Here is an 18,358-nt window from a genome sequence, read left to right as displayed (position 1 = left end):
CAACGCCCGTGTGAACGCGGACGGGACGGGCGGACATGGGCTAAGGTCCAGCGGTGAAGAAGCTGATACCCCCCTTCGCCCGACGTGCGGCCACAGCGGCCCCGGGCCCCTCGACCGCCGGCACCTCGACCCCCGCCGCCGCTTCCGCCGCCGGCGCCCGACTCGGCTGGCTGGACGCGCTGCGCGGCATCGCCGCCCTGGTCGTGGTCATGCAGCACTTCGAGATTCTGCGGCTGCTCCCCTTCGGCGGGATGGTCTGGCGGAACTTCGACCTGGGCCTCTTCGGGGTCATGCTCTTCTTCATCGTCAGCGGTTACATCATCCCGGCCTCCCTGGAGCGCCGGGGCGACGTCCGCGGCTTCTGGATCGGCCGGCTCTTCCGCATCTACCCGGCCGTCATCGTCGCCTTCATCGTCTCGATCCTGATGCTCCCGCCCGAGAACGGCTCGATCGCGCTGCTGCGCACCAACGACGACCTCGCCTCGCTCGTCGCGAACGGCCTGATGCTCCAGGACATGCTCGGTGTCGTCAACGGCATGAACGTCACCTGGACGCTCTGCTTCGAGATGGTCTTCTACTTCCTCGTCACGGCCCTGTTCACCCGGAATCTGCACCGGCACAGCGCGCCGATCGCCATCGTCTTCGCCGGTGCCGCGCTGGTGATCGGCACCGCCCTCGCCCCCGCGCTGCTGCTGCGGGAGTTCGTCACGGTCCGCCAGCTCCTGATGATCGTCACGCCGCTCATCCTCGTGGGCTTCTGGTGCGTGCTCGGCGGCAACCGCAGGGCGACCTCGGCGGGGGCACTGCTGCTCGGCACGATCGGCCTGGTGCTGGCCATCCTCAACGGCCGGGCCGTCGCGTTCGAGACCTTGATGATCTTCGCGACCATGTTCGCCGGCACCGTCGTGTACCGGGCGCAGCACGGCACGATCCGCCGGGTTCCGGCGCTGCTCGCCTGCGGCTTCGTACTCGTCGCGGGCGTGCTCGTCGGATGGCTCTACAACCGGAACGGGATCCAGGACCACACCTGGACCTCCGGCTGGAAGGCCTGGTCACTGTCGTACCTCGCGGCCTGGGTCCTGTTCGGCATCTTCTTCCTGCTGCGGGGGCGGCGCTTCCCGAAGCAGATGACCTGGCTCGGTGCGGTCAGCTTCTCGATGTACCTGCTGCACATCCCGCTGCTGCACACGATCGCCAAGCCGCTGGGGGTCCCGCCGCTGCCGGAGTCCCCGCTCGGAAAGATCGCCTGGACGGGGATCTTCCTCAGCACGCTGATGGTCGCGAGCTGGCTGATGTACCGCCTGGTCGAGCTGCCCGCGCAGCGCCTGGGCCGACGGGTCCAGCGGGCGGCGCAGCGCCGTCGGCCGGGCGCCGCCGCGGTCGCGCCCGCCGCGCCCGCCGCGCCCGCCGCGGTCCCGCACCAGGGGCCGGAGGCCGGGTCGGACGGTCAGGCGGCCGTCCGGGCGTCGGACGAGAGGGCTTCGGTCTCCGGCTGAGGAGGCGGGCAGTCGTGACTCCAGGGGGTGTCTTGCCGATCAGGCCGGACACCCCCTGGTGCTGTGGACGGCTCATGCCGCCGGTCGCCTCAGCACGGCCTGCGCAGCTTGTTCAGGGCCGCCGTCGCCGCGACCGCGAGGCGGGGGTGGGACTGGGCGCGGACGAGCAGTTCGCGGGCACGGGGGTCGCCGAGGGTGCCGAGCCCCTCGACGCAGGCCAGGGCCACCCGCCAGTACGGCTCGTGCGGGGACAGCAGCCGCGACAGGGTGGCCATCAGGGCCGGTACGGACTCGGGGGCGCGCAGGGCGGTGAGCAGCCGCACGGGCTGCAGGGCGTAGGCCGTGCGCAGGCCGTTGGTGGCGAGGGCCGCCGCCGCGCGGGCGGTGCGCGGGTCGTCCAGGACGGCCAGCGCCTCCGCGGCGGCGGCGCAGCGCGCCGGCTCCCGGTGGTTGAGGAGCAGGACGAGGGATTCGAAGGCGCGGCGGTCCCCGGCGAGGCCCAGCCGGTACGCGGCCAGTTCGCGGGCCCACAGGGGCAGTCCGGCCGAAGTGAGGGAAGCGGCCAGGGCGTCGGGGGCGGCCGCGAGCAGCACTTGGTACTCGGGTGACGGTCCCGCTTCCGCCCGCAGGCGCTCCAGCACGTCGTTCACCCGGCCACCCTAGGGGGACACAGCGGTCGCCGCGCCGGGTTTCCGGACATCAGCGACAGCCGGTTGATCGATGATCGATGATCGGTACATTTCGGCGGTACAGGTCACATCTCCCAGCTCTGGCGGACCAGTTACCGGCGGGTTACTGTCGTTGCAACACGTACGAGGGCGGCCTGGTGACGCAGCCGCCTCGTGCCGGTCGGTTCATTTCTCCACGGTGTGACCCCGGGACAGGGTTCCGCCGTTTCCGCCCCGGGGACTCGCTCCCCGCGGGCTCCTCTCCTCGGGCCCGCTCACCCCGGGTCCTTCACCGCACGGCTCTTCCGTACGGCATCCGCGCGCGCCGTGCGCCGCGCGCCCCTCAGTCGTCACCCTCTTCCACTGGAGTCCCTCGATGGACCGTCAGTCCAGTCAGTCCACCCTCCAGACCATCGCCGTCGTCGGCCTCGGCACGATGGGCACCGGCATCGCCGAGGTCCTCGCCCGGGCCGGCCGCGAGGTCATCGGCATCGACATCAGCGAGGCCGCCGCCCACCGGGCCGCGACCGCCCTCGCCGCCGCCACCGCGCGCTCCGTCGCCCGGGAGCGGCTCACCGAGCAGGAGCGGGCCGACGTGCTCGCCCGCTTCCGCACCTTCACCGACCTGGGCGCCGCCGCCGAGGCCGATCTGGTCATCGAGGTCGTCCCCGAGTCGTACGAGATCAAGCAGCAGGTGTTCCGCGAGCTCGACGCGATCGTGCGGCCTGACACCATCCTGGCCACCGGCACCAACGCCCTGTCGGTGACGCGCCTGGCCGCCGAGTCCCTGCGCCCCGAGCGCGTGCTGGGCCTGCACTTCTTCAACCCGGCCCCGGCGATGAAGCTGGTCGAGATCGTCTCCTGCGTCCTGACCGCCCCGCCGGCCGTCGAGGCGGTCACCGAACTGGCCCGCGAGCTCGGCAAGGAGCCCGTTCCGGTCGGCGACCGGCCCGGCTTCGTCGCCGACGGCCTGCTGTTCGGCTACCTCAACCAGGCCGCCGCCATGTACGAGGCGCGGTACGCCTCCCGCGAGGACATCGACGCGGCGATGCGGCTGGGCTGCGGGCTGCCCATGGGCCCGCTCGCGCTGCTCGACCTGATCGGCGTGGACACCGCCCGTACCGTCCTGGAGGCCATGTACGCCTCCTCCGGCGACCGCCTGCACGCCCCGGCCCCGATCCTGGGCCAGCTGGCCGAGGCGGGCCTGACCGGGCAGAAGTCCGGCCGCGGCTTCTACACGTACGAGGCGCCGGGCAGCTCGGTGATCGCCCGCGACCTGCAGACCCCGCTCGACGGGTCCCTGGTGGGCAGCGGCCGTCCCGTCAGCTCGGTCGGCGTGGCCGGTTCGGGAACCATGGCGAGCGGGATCGCCCAGGTCTTCGCGCAGGCCGGTTACAGCGTGGTGCTCGCCGCCCGCAGCCAGGAGAAGGCCGAGGCCGCCAAGGCCGCGATCGGGAAGTCCTTGGGCCGTGCGGTGTCCAAGGGCCGCCTGACCGAGGAGGGTGCGGCCCAGACCCTGGACCGGATCACCCCGGCCGGCTCGCTGGACGCCTTCGCCGAGGTGGACCTGGCCGTGGAGGCCGTCGCCGAGGACCTGGCGGTCAAGCAGGAGCTGTTCGCGGCCCTGGACAAGGTCTGCAAGCCGGGTGCGGTGCTGGCCACCACCACCTCCTCGCTGCCGGTGATCGCGGTCGCCCGCGTGACCTCGCGTCCGCAGGACGTGATCGGCATGCACTTCTTCAACCCGGCGCCGGCGATGAAGCTGGTCGAGGTGGTCCGGACCGTCCTGACGGCCGACGACGTGCACGCCACGGTCCGGGAGATATGTCTCAAGGTGCGCAAGCACCCGGTGGACTGCGGCGACCGGGCCGGCTTCATCGTGAACGCGCTGTTGTTCCCGTACCTCAACAACGCGATCAAGATGGTCGAGCAGCACTACGCCGACATCGACCAGATCGACGCGGCGATGAAGCTGGGCGGCGGCTACCCGATGGGCCCGTTCGAGCTCCTCGACGTGGTCGGCCTGGATGTCTCGCTGGCCATCGAGAAGGTCCTGCACAAGGAGTTCCGCGACCCGGGCCTGGCCCCGTCCCCGCTGCTGGAGCACCTGGTGGCGGCGGGCTGCCTGGGCCGGAAGACCGGCCGCGGATTCCGTGAGTACGCCGCCCGCCGGTAATCCGTCGGGCCACGAGCCGGATGCGTGGGGAGGGCTGCTCGGGCCCGCCGGACCCTCACGGCGGGCCAACCCTCACGAGCCCAGTGCGGGCTCTCCCCCGCATCCACCCCTCTCCCACCCCCCACAGGCGCGCTCCCCTGCACGAATGAAGTACTTTCGCTCTATGTCCCAGCCCGCCAAGACCTCGCCTCGCGCCGCCGCCTCCTCCGACACCCCGGAGAGCCCGGCCGGCACCAAGGCGGCCGCTCAAAGGCTCAAGATGCGCCGTGAGCTCGCCGCCGCGGCCATGGAGCTCTTCGCGACCAAGGGGTACGAGGCGACGACGGTCGACGAGATCGCCGCGACCGCCGGGGTGGCGCGGCGGACCTTCTTCCGGCACTTCCGGTCCAAGGAAGAGGCGATCTTCCCGGACCACGACGACACCCTGACCCGCGCCGAGGCCGTCCTGGACGTGGCCCCGGCGCACGAGCACCCGCTCGACACGGTGTGCCGCGGGATCAAGGAAGTCATGAAGATGTACGCCGCCTCGCCGGCGGTGTCGGTGGAGCGCTACCGGCTGACCCGCGAGGTGCCGGCGCTGCGGGAGCGGGAGATCGCCTCGGTGGCCCGGTACGAGCGGCTGTTCACCCGCTACCTGCTGGCCCATTTCGACGAGCACGACCACCACGACGGCAACGACGACCCGCTGCTGGCCGAGGTGGCCGCCTCGGCGGTGGTGACCGCCCACAACCACGTGCTGCGGCGCTGGCTGCGCGCGGGTGGCCAGGGGGACGTGGAGGCGCAGCTGGACCACGCGTTCTCGATCGTCCGGAACACCTTCGGTTCGGGCATCGGCGCGGGCCGCACCCTGAGCACGGCCCAGGCCGCGCCGGCGGCCGTCCGTACGCAGGGCGAGGTGCTGGTGGCGGTGGCCCGCACCGATGCCCCGCTGGACGAGGTCATGCGAACCATCGAAGAAGCCCTGCGCGCCAAGTAGAAGTCACTCTCGTCACAGCGGCCGCTCCCGATCCGGGGGCGGCCGCTTTCGTATGTCCGGCTTGCCCCTACTCGCGGGTAACTCTGATCGATCATCGCTCATCGGTGCAGGTCAATCGGCAAATGAGAGAAAGTTTTGGCACGCGGTGCCTTGCCGGGTGACACCGGGTGCCATACGTTGAAGTCGTCCGGATGTCCCCGCGACCCACGCCCACACGGCATGGAACGCGCCCCGGATTGCCTGCGTCACCAGGCACCGCACGCCTCACCACGGGCGTCGCCCAGCTTCACCGCACCAGCCGGACCGACGGCACACCACATCTGCACCACGCACCCCCGTTCCCCTCAGCGCACCCTCATCAGCGCTAGCCGGAGGCTCTACCGTGAAGGACATCCTGGACGCGATTCAGTCGCAGTCCGCCACCGCCGCAGACTTCGCGGCCCTGCCGCTGCCCGACTCGTACCGCGCGATCACCGTGCACAAGGACGAGGCGGAGATGTTCGCGGGGCTGACGACACGCGAGAAGGACCCGCGCAAGTCCCTTCACCTGGACAACGTCCCGGTGCCGGAGCTGGGCCCGGGCGAGGCCCTGGTCGCCGTCATGGCCTCCTCGGTCAACTACAACTCCGTGTGGACCTCGATCTTCGAGCCGGTGTCCACCTTCAGCTTCCTGGAGCGCTACGGGCGCCTGTCGGAGCTGACCAAGCGCCACGACCTGCCGTACCACATCATCGGCTCCGACCTCGCGGGCGTCGTGCTGCGCACCGGCCCGGGCGTCAACGCCTGGAAGCCGGGCGACGAGGTCGTCGCCCACTGCCTCTCGGTCGAGCTGGAGTCCTCGGACGGCCACAACGACACGATGCTCGACCCCGAGCAGCGCATCTGGGGCTTCGAGACCAACTTCGGCGGCTTGGCGGAGATCGCCCTGGTCAAGTCGAACCAGCTGATGCCGAAGCCGGACCACCTCAGCTGGGAGGAGGCCGCCTCCCCCGGTCTGGTCAACTCCACCGCCTACCGCCAGCTGGTCTCCCGCAACGGCGCCGGCATGAAGCAGGGCGACAACGTCCTGATCTGGGGCGCCAGCGGCGGCCTCGGCTCGTACGCGACCCAGTTCGCGCTCGCCGGCGGCGCCAACCCGATCTGCGTGGTCTCCAGCCCCGAGAAGGCGGACATCTGCCGGGCCATGGGCGCCGAGGCGGTCATCGACCGCAACGCCGAGGGCTACAAGTTCTGGAAGGACGAGCACACCCAGGACCCGAAGGAGTGGAAGCGCTTCGGCAAGCGCATCCGCGAGCTGACCGGCGGCGAGGACGTGGACATCGTCTTCGAGCACCCGGGCCGCGAGACCTTCGGCGCGAGCGTCTACGTCACCCGCAAGGGCGGCACGATCGTCACCTGCGCCTCGACCTCCGGCTACAACCACGAGTACGACAACCGCTACCTGTGGATGTCCCTCAAGAGGATCGTCGGCTCGCACTTCGCGAACTACCGCGAGGCGTGGGAGGCGAACCGCCTGGTCGCCAAGGGCAAGATCCACCCCACCCTGTCGAAGGTCTACTCCCTGGAGGACACCGGACAGGCCGCCTACGACGTCCACCGCAACCTCCACCAGGGCAAGGTCGGCGTCCTCGCGCTGGCCCCCGAGGAGGGCCTGGGCGTGCGTGACCACGAGCTGCGCGCGACGCACCTCGATGCGATCAACCGCTTCCGTAACGTCTGAGACCGTTCAAAGGCCTAAGGGACAGCCTGAGATGACAGAGCGCCAGAAGGACCGTCCGTGGCTCATGCGGACGTACGCCGGCCACTCCACGGCCGAGGCGTCCAACGAGCTGTACCGCCGCAACCTCGCCAAGGGCCAGACGGGTCTGTCGGTCGCCTTCGACCTGCCGACCCAGACCGGATACGACCCCGACCACATCCTCGCCCGCGGCGAGGTGGGCCGGGTCGGGGTCCCGGTCTCCCATCTGGGCGACATGCGGCGGCTGTTCCAGGACATACCCCTGGAGCAGATGAACACCTCGATGACGATCAACGCCACGGCCATGTGGCTGCTGGCGCTCTACCAGGTGGCCGCCGAGGAGCAGGGCGCGGACATCGCCCAGCTCCAGGGCACCACCCAGAACGACATCGTCAAGGAGTACCTCTCGCGCGGGACGCACGTCTTCCCGCCGGGGCCGTCCCTGCGGCTGACGACGGACATGATCGCTTACACGGTCAACCACATCCCCAAGTGGAACCCGATCAACATCTGCTCGTACCACCTCCAGGAGGCCGGGGCCACCCCGGTCCAGGAGATCTCGTACGCGATGTCCACGGCGATCGCGGTCCTCGACTCGGTGCGCGACTCGGGCCAGGTGCCCGAGGAGCGCTTCGGCGAGGTCGTCGCCCGGATCTCCTTCTTCGTGAACGCGGGCGTCCGCTTCATCGAGGAGATGTGCAAGATGCGCGCCTTCGGCCGCATCTGGGACAAGGTCACCCGTGAGCGCTACGGCATCGAGAACGACAAGCAGCGCCGCTTCCGGTACGGCGTCCAGGTCAACTCGCTCGGTCTGACCGAGGCGCAGCCGGAGAACAACGTCCAGCGCATCGTGCTGGAGATGCTCGCGGTCACCCTCTCCAAGGACGCCCGCGCCCGCGCCGTGCAGCTGCCCGCCTGGAACGAGGCGCTGGGCCTGCCCCGGCCCTGGGACCAGCAGTGGTCGCTGCGCATCCAGCAGGTCCTGGCGCTCGAGAGCGACCTGCTGGAGTACGACGACATCTTCGCCGGATCCCACGTCATCGAGGCCAAAGTCGACTCCCTGGTCGCCGACTGCCTGGCCGAGATCGACCGGATCCAGGAGATGGGCGGCGCCATGGCGGCCGTCGAGTCCGGGTACCTGAAGGGCGAGCTGGTCTCCTCGCACGCCGAGCGGCGGGCGCGGATCGAGGCCGGCGAGGACAAGATCGTCGGTGTCAACTGCTTCCAGCAGACCGAGGAGAACCCGCTCACCTCCGACCTGGACGGCGCCATCATGACGGTCGACCCGGCAACGGAGGCGCTCACCGTCGAGCGCATCGTCCGCTGGCGGGCAGAGCGTCAGGAGTCCTCGGACCGGCAGGGGAACGGCGACCCGTTCGTCTTCCCCACCACCCAGCAGGCGCTGGAGCGCCTGAAGGAGGCCGCGGCGGGCACCGAGAACCTGATGGAGGCCACGCTCGAGTGCGCCCGCGCCGGTGTCACCACCGGCGAGTGGGCCGGCGCCCTGCGCGAGGTGTTCGGCGAGTTCCGCGCCCCCACCGGGGTCTCCTCGGCCCCGGTCGCGGTCACCGCCGAGCCCGGAACGCCGATGCACGAGGTCCGCGAGAAGGTGTCCCGTACGGCCGACGAGCTCGGCTCGGGCCGGCTGCGCCTGCTGGTGGGCAAGCCCGGCCTGGACGGGCACTCCAACGGCGCCGAGCAGATCGCCGTCCGGGCCCGCGACGCCGGCTTCGAGGTGGTCTACCAGGGCATCAGGCTGACGCCGGAGGAGATCTCCTCCGCGGCGCTGGCCGAGGACGTGCACTGCGTGGGACTGTCCATCCTGTCCGGCTCGCACAGCGCTCTGGTCCCGGACGTCCTGGAACGGCTGCGACTGGCGGGGGCGGGTGACATCCCCGTCATCGTCGGGGGCATCATTCCCAACGCCGACGCCGTGACCCTGAAGGCCGCGGGTGTCGCCGCGGTCTTCACGCCCAAGGACTTCGGCATCACGGAGATCATCGGCCGTATCGTCGACGAGATCCGCAAGGCAAACAAGCTCGCCCCCCTCGACATAGACAACGAATTCGTTGCAAGCACGGAGGTCCCCGCATGACCACGCCTGTCCACCCGGTGAACCGCCTTCGCCCGCGTCGCTCCTGCCTCGCGGTGCCCGGCTCGAACCCGCGGTTCCTGGAGAAGGCCCAGGGCCTGCCGGCCGACCAGGTCTTCCTGGACCTGGAGGACGCCTGCGCGCCGCTCGCCAAGGAAGGCGCCCGCCACACCATCGTGGACGCGCTGAACAACGGCGACTGGACCGGCAAGACCCGCGTCGTGCGCGTCAACGACTGGACCACTCACTGGACCTACCGGGACGTCGTCACGGTGGTCGAGGGCGCCGGCCAGAACCTCGACTGCATCATGCTGCCGAAGGTCCAGGACGCCCAGCAGGTCGTGGCCCTGGACCTGCTGCTGACCCAGATCGAGAAGACCATGGGCTTCGAGGTCGGCAAGATCGGCATCGAGGCGCAGATCGAGAACGCCAAGGGCCTCGTGAACGTCGACGAGATCGCCGCCGCCTCGCCGCGGCTGGAGACCATCATCTTCGGCCCGGCCGACTTCATGGCCTCGATCAACATGAAGTCCCTGGTCGTGGGCATGCAGCCGCCCGGCTACCCGGCGGACGCCTACCACTACATCCTGATGCGGATCCTGATGGCGGCCCGCATGCACAACCTCCAGGCGATCGACGGTCCCTTCCTGCAGATCCGTGACGTGGACGCGTACCGCGAGGTGGCCGGCCGGGCCGCCGCTCTGGGCTTCGACGGCAAGTGGGTGCTGCACCCGGGCCAGGTCGACGCGGCCAACGAGGTCTTCTCCCCCTCGCAGGAGGACTACGACCACGCCGAGCTGATCCTCGACGCGTACGACTGGTGCACCTCGGAGGCCGGCGGCAAGAAGGGCTCCGCGATGCTCGGCGACGAGATGATCGACGAGGCCAGCCGCAAGATGGCCCTGGTCATCGCGGGCAAGGGCCGGGCCGCCGGCATGGAACGCACCACCAAGTTCGAACACCCCTCGACCGAGAAGACGGCGGAGGCCTGATCCCGATGCAGTTCGGACGCACGTACGAAGAGTTCGAGGTCGGGGCGGTCTACAAGCACTGGCCCGGAAAGACCGTCACCGAGTACGACGACCACCTCTTCTGTCTGCTGACCATGAATCACCACCCGCTCCACATGGACAGCAATTACGCGGAGAACACGACCGACTTCGGCAAGAACGTGGTCGTGGGCAACTACATCTACTCGCTGCTGCTCGGCATGTCCGTGCCGGACGTCTCCGGGAAGGCCATCGCCAACCTGGAGATCGAGTCCCTGCGGCACGTGGCGCCGACCTTCCACGGCGACACGATCTACGGCGAGACCACGGTCCTCGACAAGACCCCGTCGAAGTCGAAGAACGACCGCGGGATCGTCTACGTGGAGACCAAGGGCTACAAGCAGGACGGCACCCTCGTCTGCGTCTTCCGGCGCAAGGTGATGGTCCCGACCGAGACGTACATCAAGGAGCGCGGCGGCGAGCAGCCCGGCCGCCCCACGCTGAAGGAACAGGGGAAGTAGCCATGGCCCGACTCGCCCAGACCGCCGGGCTGACCGACGTCCAGCGGGAGATCCTCAAGACCGTCCGGGAGTTCGTCGACAAGGAGATCATCCCGGTCGCGACCGAGCTCGAACACCGTGACGAGTACCCGCAGCAGATCGTCGACGGTCTCAAGGAACTCGGCCTCTTCGGCCTGATGATCCCGGAGGAGTACGGCGGCCTGGGTGAGTCGCTCCTCACGTACGCCCTGTGCGTCGAGGAGATCGCCCGTGGCTGGATGTCCGTCTCGGGCATCATCAACACCCACTTCATCGTGGCGTACATGCTCAAGCAGCACGGCACGCAGGAGCAGAAGGACCATTTCCTCCCGCGCATGGCCCTGGGCGAGGTGCGCGGCGCGTTCTCGATGTCCGAGCCGGCGCTGGGCTCCGACGTGTCGGCCATCTCGTCCAAGGCGGTGAAGGACGGCGACGAGTACGTCCTGAACGGCCAGAAGATGTGGCTGACGAACGGCGGCAGCTCCACCCTGGTGGCCGTTCTCGTCCGCAGTGACGAAGGACACCCCGAGGGCACCGCGCCCCACAAGTCGATGACGACCTTCCTCGTCGAGAAGGAGCCCGGCTTCGGTGAGGTCCGTCCCGGCCTGACCATCCCCGGCAAGATCGACAAGATGGGCTACAAGGGCGTCGACACGACCGAGCTCATCATGGACGGACTGCGCATTCCGGCCAATCGGGTACTCGGCGGTCAGACGGGCCGAGGGTTTTACCAAATGATGGACGGGGTCGAGGTCGGCCGCGTCAACGTGGCAGCGCGTGGCTGCGGCGTCGCTCAGCGTGCTTTCGAACTGGGTGTCTCCTATGCCCAGCAACGTCACACTTTCGGCAAGCCGATCGCCGAGCACCAGGCGATTCAGTTCAAGCTGGCCGAGATGGCTACCAAGGTCGAAGCCGCCCATGCGATGATGGTGAACGCAGCACGCAAAAAGGACTCCGGGGAACGAAACGACCTCGAAGCAGGGATGGCGAAGTACCTCGCCTCCGAGTACTGCAAGGAGGTCGTCGAGGACGCCTTCCGTATCCACGGTGGATACGGGTTCTCGAAGGAGTACGAGATCGAGCGTCTCTACCGGGAGGCCCCGATGCTGCTGATCGGTGAAGGTACCGCCGAGATCCAGAAAATGATCATCGGGCGACGCCTGCTCGAGGAGTACCGGCTTCAGGGCTGAAAGTCCCTTTTGCAGCGAATCATCCATGGGTTCGTTGCGAAAGGATCACTGGCAGTGACTGGCTGACCGTCATCGACTCGGCTTCTGGCTTGCCCAGTTGTTGCGCGCAACCGATAGCATTCCAGTAAAGCCGCCGTCCCGTCCCCCCGTTTACGGCGCGGCAATCACCCGCTACGAAGGTCATCCATGCCCCACAGCCAAACCTCTGCACCTCGCGACAGCCTCCTTGGCGTACGCCTCGCGCGCGGAGCATCGCCGTGGCTTCTGCCGACCGTCGCCACCGCGGCGCTCAGCCTCACCCGGGCCCGCAAGTCCGGACGCTGGGCCGCGGCGGCCGTGCCCGCCACCGCGCTCGCCGCGGGCATGCTGTGGTTCTTCCGCGACCCCGAGCGTGAGATCGCTCAGGGGCGTGTCATCTCGCCCGCCGACGGTGTGGTGCAGAGCATCATGCCGTGGAAGGACGGACGGACCCGGGTCGCGATCTTCATGAGCCCGCTGAACGTCCACGTCAACCGCGCGCCCCTCGCGGGCACGGTGACGTCCGTGGAGCACATCCCCGGCGGATTCGTCCCGGCGTTCAACAAGGAGAGCGAGAACAACGAGCGCGTTGTCTGGCACTTCGACACCGAACTCGGTGACATCGAGATGGTGCAGATCGCCGGCGCCGTCGCCCGTCGGATCGTCCCGTACCTGCCGGCCGGAACCAAGGTGGAGCAGGGCGAACGCATCGGTCTGATCCGCTTCGGCTCCCGCGTCGACATCTACCTCCCCGAGGGCGTCGAGGTCGCGGTCGAGGTCGGTCAGGCCACCACCGCGGGGGTGACACGAATTGACCGTGACTGACCCTGAGACTCCGGCCGCCGGCTGGGTTCCCGAACCTGCCGAGGAGGAGTCCGCCGAGGACGACATGCCGCTGTCGCTGCGGCTGTCGATAGCGGACACCCTCACGCTCGGTAACGCGACGTGCGGATTCATGGCGGTGTACTTCACCACCACCGGAATCCTCATCCCGCACCTCACCGGCAGTGGCGAATCGGGCATGGCCCGTAACAGCGCCGCGACGGCAGTGATACTGATGCTGCTCGCCGCGGTCTTCGACCTCTTCGACGGCATCGTGGCCCGCAAGCTGCGCAGCTCGCCGATGGGTGCCGAGCTGGACAACCTGTCCGACCTGATCAGCTTCGGCCTCGCGCCGGCCTACTTCGTGCTCGTCTACGGCATGGTCGCCGTTGACGCGCACCAGAAGATGTCGGCGCTGGCCGCGATCGTGGTGCTGCTCGCCGTGGTGCTCAGACTCGCGAGATTCAGCTGCGTGACGATGAAGGACGGCATGTTCCAGGGCATGCCGAGCCCCTTCGGCGCGCTGACGGTCGTCTCGATCGTGCTGCTGGAGCTGCCGTTCGTCCCGACGCTGCTGGCGATCATCGGGGTGGCCTGGCTGATGGTGAGCCGGGTCGAGTACCCCAAGCCGCGGGGTGTTCTCGCCGTGGCGATGCTCTGCTGGATCATCAGCGCGATGGGGCTCCTGGCGGCCTGGGCGTTCGACGCCCCGGGCGGTCAGCTGCTGCTCCAGACCGGATGCGCCCTGCAGATCGCGATGGCGGCGACGATTCCGCTCTTCGCGACGACCCGGAAGGCCAACACCTTCCGCCACAATCGCCGCGAGGCCCGCGCCGCGACGCTGCGCTAGCTGTACCGGAGAAGGCCCCCGGATGCCATCGGCATCTGGGGGCCTTCTGCCGTTTCCCGGGGCCCGGGGCCTCTGCGGTTCCCCTGGTGCCGGGGTCGGAGTGGGGCCGGAGGCGGCGGCGGGGCGGGGAGTGTCCGGGGTAGGCATGATTTATGGCCCCCGGGGCGAGTGCCACAGGACTCGGAGCATGGCCACACCCCGGACACTCCCCGCCCCGCCGCGGCCCCCTCCTGCAGCCCCGCCCCCGGTGGGCATGGTCCTGCGGTTCCTGGCCCGTACCGACCACCCGAGGGCGGGGTCGGGGCCGGTGGTGGGGTGGGGGTTGTCCGGGGTATAAAACGTGATTTGTTGGCCCGGACCGCCGGGCCGGTTCTCATTCCGCCGTGGGGCCATAAATCATGCCTACCCCGGACGACCCCCGCCCCGCCACCGGACCCGGCCCAGCCCGCCCCCGCCCACCTCCGAGCCCCCGGCCAGGACACGGCATAACCTTGATGTCGGAAAACCGCCAGCCCGGCGTAACCGGAACCCCGAAGCTGGACGCATGCACACCGACACCGAGCGCTGCGTAAGGGCCGTGCAGTCGAAGGACGCCCGCTTCGACGGCTGGTTCTTCACCGCCGTCCTGACCACCCGGATCTACTGCAGGCCCAGCTGCCCCGCCGTGCCGCCGAAGGTCGAGAACATGACCTTCCTGCCCAGCGCGGCCGCCTGCCAGCAGGCAGGATTCCGCGCGTGCAAGCGCTGCCGGCCCGATACGAGTCCCGGTTCCCCCGAGTGGAACGCCCGCGCCGACGCCGTCGCGCGCGCGATGCGGCTGATCCAGGACGGCGTGGTGGACCGGGAGGGGGTGCCGGGCCTGGCCACACGGCTGGGCTACTCCGCCCGCCAGGTCGAGCGGCAGCTGAACGCCGAGCTCGGGGCCGGTCCGCTGGCCCTGGCCCGGGCCCAGCGCGCCCAGACCGCCCGGCTGCTCATCGAGACCTCCGAGCTCCCGATGGGCGACGTGGCCTTCGCCGCCGGGTTCTCCTCCATCCGGACCTTCAACGACACGGTCCGCGAGGTCTTCGCCCTCGCCCCGAGCGAACTGCGGGAGCGTGCTGTCAAGGCCGGCCGCGGCAGGAACGCCCCGCCCCGGATCCCGGGCACGATCAGTCTGCGGCTGCCGTTCCGGGCCCCGCTGAACCCCGACAACCTCTTCGGACACCTCGCCGCCACCGCCGTCCCCGGGGTCGAGGAGTGGCGCGACGGCGCCTACCGCCGCACCCTGCGCCTGCCGTACGGCACCGGTGTCGTCGCCCTGACCCCGCAGCCCGACCACATCGGCTGCCGCCTCGCCCTGACCGACCTGCGCGACCTCACCATCGCCATCAGCCGCTGCCGCTGGATGCTCGACCTGGACGCCGACCCCGAGGCGGTCGACGAGCAGCTGCGCTCCGATCCGCTGCTGGCCCCCCTCGTGGACAAGGCCCCCGGGCGCCGGGTGCCCCGTACGGTCGACGCGCCGGAGTTCGCCGTACGGGCGGTGCTGGGCCAGCAGGTCTCCACCGCGGCGGCGCGCACGCACGCGGCCCGGCTGGTCGCCGCGCACGGGGAGACGGTCGAGGACCCGCTGGGCGGGCTGACCCACCTGTTCCCCTCCCCGCAGGCGCTCGCCGGGCTGGACCCGGAGGCGCTGGCCCTGCCGCGCAGCCGGCGCGCCACGCTGACCACCCTGATCTCGGCGCTCGCCGACGGCTCGCTGGTGCTCGGCTTCGACAGTGACTGGGAGGCGGCGCGGGCCCAGCTGACGGCGCTGCCCGGCTTCGGCCCGTGGACCACCGAGGTGATCGCGATGCGGGCGCTCGGCGACCCGGACGCCTTCCTGCCGTCCGATCTGGGGATCCGGCGGGCGGCACAGGGGCTCGGGCTGCCGTCCACCCCCTCGGCGCTCACCGCGCGGGCGGCCGCATGGCGGCCCTGGCGCGCGTACGCCGTCCAGTACCTGTGGGCCACCGACGCCCACCCCATCAACCACCTGCCCGCCTGAGGAGCACCAGCGATGCGATCCACCATGAACAGCACCAAGACGCACACCGTCGTCGACAGCCCCTACGGCCCGCTGACCCTGGTCGCCACGGACGGGGTCCTCAGCGGCCTCTACATGACCGGGCAGCGCCACCGGCCGGCCGAGGAGTCCTTCGGGGAGCGGGTGGCCGCCGCCGAGGAGCCCTTCCCCGAGGTGGCGCGCCAGCTGACCGCGTACTTCGCCGGGGAGCTCACGGAGTTCGACCTCCCGCTGCGCCTGGAGGGCACGGATTTCCAGCGCAGCGTCTGGGAGCAGCTCGTGCGGATCCCGTACGGCGAGACGTGGTCGTACGGGGAGCTCGCGGCCAGGCTGGGCAAGCCCAGCGCCTCGCGCGCGGTGGGCCTGGCGAACGGGAAGAACCCGGTCGGCATCATCGTGCCCTGCCACCGGGTGATCGGCGCGTCGGGCGGGATGACCGGCTACGGCGGCGGGCTCGACCGCAAGGTCCGGCTGCTGGCCTTCGAGTCCGGAGAACAGGCCTGAGTTCTGTCCCGAAGGCCGGTCCCGAAGGGCGGTCCGGCCCTGCCCCATTCCGAAATGCGGAGTTTTTGAAGCGGTTGTATGAATGGAATACCGCTACATGATCGGAGTCGGGCATGGACGACTATCCGCTTCTCAACATCTTCTGGACGATGCTGTACCTGTTCCTGTGGATCATGTGGTTCTTCCTGCTCTTCAAGGTCATCACGGACATCTTCCGTGACCACAGCCTCAGCGGCTGGGGGAAGGCGGGATGGCTGATCTTCGTACTCCTGGTGCCCTTCCTGGGCGTGTTCGTCTACCTCATCGCCCGGGGCAAGAGCATGGGCGAGCGGGACCTCAAGCAGGCTCAGGAGAACCAGGCCGCCTTCCGGGACTACGTCCAGAAGACGGCGGGCTCCGGAGGCAGCGCGGACGAGCTGCACAAGCTCTCCGCCCTCAAGGACAAGGGCGACATCACGCAGGAGGAGTTCGACCGCGCCAAGGCCAAGCTCCTGGCCTGACCTGACCCGGCCGGGTCAGACGACGAGAAGCGGAACGAGCAGCGCGAAGGCGGCTCCGGCCTCAACGGCGTAGCCGTACAGCGAGGGGTGCTGGACCGGGGCGGCGAGCAGGACCACGCTCTGCTGGGTGGCGGCGGCCTCCACCCAGTCGGGGTCGGCGCCGAGGTTGCCCTGGTACCAGCCCTCGCAGGAGCCGGGTCCGGTGACGGCGAGGAGGTCGTCCTCGCGGCGGTAGAAGGCCTGCCAGCCGGCGGCCGGGACGGACCAGCCCTCGAAATCGGTGAACTGCGCCCAGCCGCCCTCGCGTATCGCGGTGTCGAAGAGCCAGACCGGGGTCCCCTCCGGAGTGACTTCACCACCGGCCTGCTGGTCGGTGGTGAAGTGCACCATCGGAAGGGCGTCGGGCCCGTCGGCGGTGCTGGGCCAGGCGTACATCGTGATCATCTGCTGATTCTGTCCTGGTCGGGGTAAGTCCGGTGTTACGGCCCGCCCGGTCACGAGGTGACCGGGCGCCGGCCGTTCTCGAGTTCCGCGGTGCCCTCGCCCGACTGCACGATCCGGTAGGCCTCTTGGATGCGCAGTCCGAGCGATTCGGGCAGGTAGGCGGTGAGTTCGGCGGGCTCGACCAGCCGCCAGGAGATCAGCTCCTCCTCCTGCAGCGTGACGGAGGCGAGCTGGGCCTCGTCGAGGACGCCGCCGTCGTAGACGTAGGCGACCAGCGGCGGGCGGCCCGGGCCCAGGACCCAGTCGACGACAAGAAGACGGCCGAGGGGGAGGTCGAGGCCGATCTCCTCGGCGCTCTCGCGCCGGGCGGCGGTGCGCGGAGACTCGTCCTGGTCCGACTCGACGGTGCCGCCCGGCAGGGCCCAGCCCTCGCGGTAGTTGGGCTCGACGAGCAGGACCCGGCCCTCGGCGTCCCGGTAGAGGGCGGCCGCGCCGGCCAGCACCCGGGGCAGGCTCGCGATGTACGTGGCGTAGTCATCTGCGGTGGTCACGCCGCAACCCTACCGAGGCGTCGGGGCCGTGCGGGGCGGGGCCTTCGGCCCGCCTGGGGACCCGTGGGGATCAAAGATGGCCACATGATGATTGCTTTACAGATGATATTGTTGCCGCTCGCCCGGGTCACTCGCTTCCGCCCTGTGGCACCAAGGGCTCCGGTAGCTGGTGCGCCTCCGCGTCGTCGGCCTGGTGGTCCACTGCCGACGTCCTGCTCTCGGCAGGCCAGATCGTCAGGCACCCGCCGGCGGTCTTCCGCACTCGGAGATTGAAGACAAGCCCCTCCATGCAGAACGCAGCAGCCCCGGCACGCGACGCAGCCGACCGGCCGGCACCCGTGCTGTCCGTCGTGATCCCGATCTACAACGAGCAGGAGGCCCTGCCCCTGACCGTGGCGCGCCTGCGCCCGATCCTGGACGGCATGGGGATCAGCTACGAGGTCGTGGGGATCGACGACGGGTCCACCGACGCCACTCCGGTGATCATGCAGAAGATCCGCCAGGAGTGGCCCGAGCTGCGCATCGTGCGCTTCGCCCGCAACTCCGGGCACCAGGCCGCCCTGACCGCCGGCATCCACCGCGCCCTGGGCGACTACGTCGTTAGCATCGACGCCGATCTCCAGGACCCGCCGGAGAAGATCGTCGAGATGTACGAGCTGGCCCGCGAGAAGGACCTGGACATCGTCTACGGCGTCCGCGGCGACCGCGGCACCGACACCTTCTTCAAGCGGCGCACGGCCGGCGCCTACTACTGGCTG

Annotated in this window: 17 protein-coding genes; 14 read left to right on the top strand and 3 right to left on the bottom strand. The window is 69.8% G+C overall.

The window, feature by feature from the left end; translation table 11 throughout:
* Nucleotides 1-53: 53 nt before the first annotated feature.
* Nucleotides 54-1,496, top strand: a complete 1,443-nt coding sequence (locus tag ACZ573_RS04995; protein ID WP_471299143.1) for an acyltransferase family protein — start codon at nucleotides 54-56, stop codon at nucleotides 1,494-1,496.
* Between the two features lie 89 nt (nucleotides 1,497-1,585).
* Here ACZ573_RS04995 and ACZ573_RS04990 read toward each other — a convergent pair whose 3' ends face one another.
* Entirely contained in the window at nucleotides 1,586-2,146 is a 561-nt protein-coding gene (locus ACZ573_RS04990; protein WP_471299140.1) for a HEAT repeat domain-containing protein, read from the bottom strand.
* Between the two features lie 394 nt (nucleotides 2,147-2,540).
* Between ACZ573_RS04990 and ACZ573_RS04985 the strand changes: the two genes are divergently transcribed.
* The 12 genes from ACZ573_RS04985 (at nucleotide 2,541) to ACZ573_RS04930 (ending at nucleotide 16,605) form a co-directional block, all read left to right on the top strand.
* Nucleotides 2,541-4,340, top strand: coding sequence for a 3-hydroxyacyl-CoA dehydrogenase family protein (locus tag ACZ573_RS04985; RefSeq protein WP_471299137.1), 1,800 nt, complete (start codon nucleotides 2,541-2,543; stop codon nucleotides 4,338-4,340).
* 163 nt (nucleotides 4,341-4,503) lie between these two features.
* A complete protein-coding gene (locus tag ACZ573_RS04980; RefSeq protein WP_471299135.1) occupies nucleotides 4,504-5,316 on the top strand; it encodes a TetR family transcriptional regulator in 813 nt (270 codons plus the stop codon).
* Nucleotides 5,317-5,698: 382 nt separating this feature from the next.
* Nucleotides 5,699-7,036, top strand: coding sequence for a crotonyl-CoA carboxylase/reductase (gene ccrA / locus ACZ573_RS04975; RefSeq protein ID WP_053169246.1), 1,338 nt, complete (start codon nucleotides 5,699-5,701; stop codon nucleotides 7,034-7,036).
* A gap of 31 nt (nucleotides 7,037-7,067) precedes the next feature.
* Nucleotides 7,068-9,149, top strand: coding sequence for a protein meaA (locus ACZ573_RS04970; RefSeq protein WP_471299132.1), 2,082 nt, complete (start codon nucleotides 7,068-7,070; stop codon nucleotides 9,147-9,149).
* On the top strand, nucleotides 9,146-10,138 hold the full coding sequence (locus ACZ573_RS04965) for an HpcH/HpaI aldolase/citrate lyase family protein (protein ID WP_030729863.1): 993 nt from the start codon (nucleotides 9,146-9,148) through the stop codon (nucleotides 10,136-10,138). The genes ACZ573_RS04970 and ACZ573_RS04965 overlap by 4 nt, the downstream gene beginning before the upstream one ends.
* 5 nt (nucleotides 10,139-10,143) lie before the next feature.
* Entirely contained in the window at nucleotides 10,144-10,656 is a 513-nt protein-coding gene (locus tag ACZ573_RS04960) for a MaoC family dehydratase (RefSeq protein WP_030010163.1), read from the top strand.
* Between the two features lie 2 nt (nucleotides 10,657-10,658).
* On the top strand, nucleotides 10,659-11,864 hold the full coding sequence (locus tag ACZ573_RS04955; protein ID WP_189967951.1) for an acyl-CoA dehydrogenase family protein: 1,206 nt from the start codon (nucleotides 10,659-10,661) through the stop codon (nucleotides 11,862-11,864).
* A 186-nt stretch (nucleotides 11,865-12,050) separates the two neighbouring features.
* Nucleotides 12,051-12,707 carry a phosphatidylserine decarboxylase gene (locus ACZ573_RS04950; RefSeq protein WP_030010161.1) on the top strand — a complete coding sequence of 219 codons (657 nt, stop codon included), beginning with the start codon at nucleotides 12,051-12,053 and terminating at the stop codon, nucleotides 12,705-12,707.
* Entirely contained in the window at nucleotides 12,694-13,554 is an 861-nt protein-coding gene (gene pssA / locus ACZ573_RS04945; protein ID WP_327265231.1) for a CDP-diacylglycerol--serine O-phosphatidyltransferase, read from the top strand. The genes ACZ573_RS04950 and pssA overlap by 14 nt, the downstream gene beginning before the upstream one ends.
* Before the next feature lie 544 nt (nucleotides 13,555-14,098).
* The gene (locus ACZ573_RS04940) at nucleotides 14,099-15,583 is read left to right on the top strand and encodes an AlkA N-terminal domain-containing protein (protein WP_471299129.1); all 1,485 of its coding nucleotides are present in this window, start codon (nucleotides 14,099-14,101) and stop codon (nucleotides 15,581-15,583) included.
* Between the two features lie 12 nt (nucleotides 15,584-15,595).
* A complete protein-coding gene (locus tag ACZ573_RS04935) occupies nucleotides 15,596-16,105 on the top strand; it encodes a methylated-DNA--[protein]-cysteine S-methyltransferase (RefSeq protein WP_471299126.1) in 510 nt (169 codons plus the stop codon).
* 113 nt (nucleotides 16,106-16,218) lie between these two features.
* Nucleotides 16,219-16,605, top strand: a complete 387-nt coding sequence (locus tag ACZ573_RS04930) for an SHOCT domain-containing protein (protein ID WP_471299124.1) — start codon at nucleotides 16,219-16,221, stop codon at nucleotides 16,603-16,605.
* Between the two features lie 15 nt (nucleotides 16,606-16,620).
* On the opposite strand, the gene ACZ573_RS04925 is transcribed toward ACZ573_RS04930, so the two are convergent.
* Together ACZ573_RS04925 and ACZ573_RS04920 are read right to left on the bottom strand one after the other, a co-directional pair.
* Entirely contained in the window at nucleotides 16,621-17,049 is a 429-nt protein-coding gene (locus ACZ573_RS04925) for a hypothetical protein (RefSeq protein WP_471299121.1), read from the bottom strand.
* Between the two features lie 50 nt (nucleotides 17,050-17,099).
* Nucleotides 17,100-17,600 carry an NUDIX domain-containing protein gene (locus tag ACZ573_RS04920; RefSeq protein ID WP_471299118.1) on the bottom strand — a complete coding sequence of 167 codons (501 nt, stop codon included), beginning with the start codon at nucleotides 17,598-17,600 and terminating at the stop codon, nucleotides 17,100-17,102.
* Between the two features lie 287 nt (nucleotides 17,601-17,887).
* On the opposite strand from ACZ573_RS04920, the gene ACZ573_RS04915 reads away from it, so the two are divergent.
* The coding region (locus tag ACZ573_RS04915) for a glycosyltransferase family 2 protein (RefSeq protein WP_471299116.1) at nucleotides 17,888-18,358 on the top strand (471 nt) is incomplete at its 3' end.

Source organism: Streptomyces sp. NPDC040545, assembly GCF_055595065.1.
Note: the sequence above shows the minus strand (reverse complement) of the source record. Positions and strands in the feature narration are given on the sequence as shown.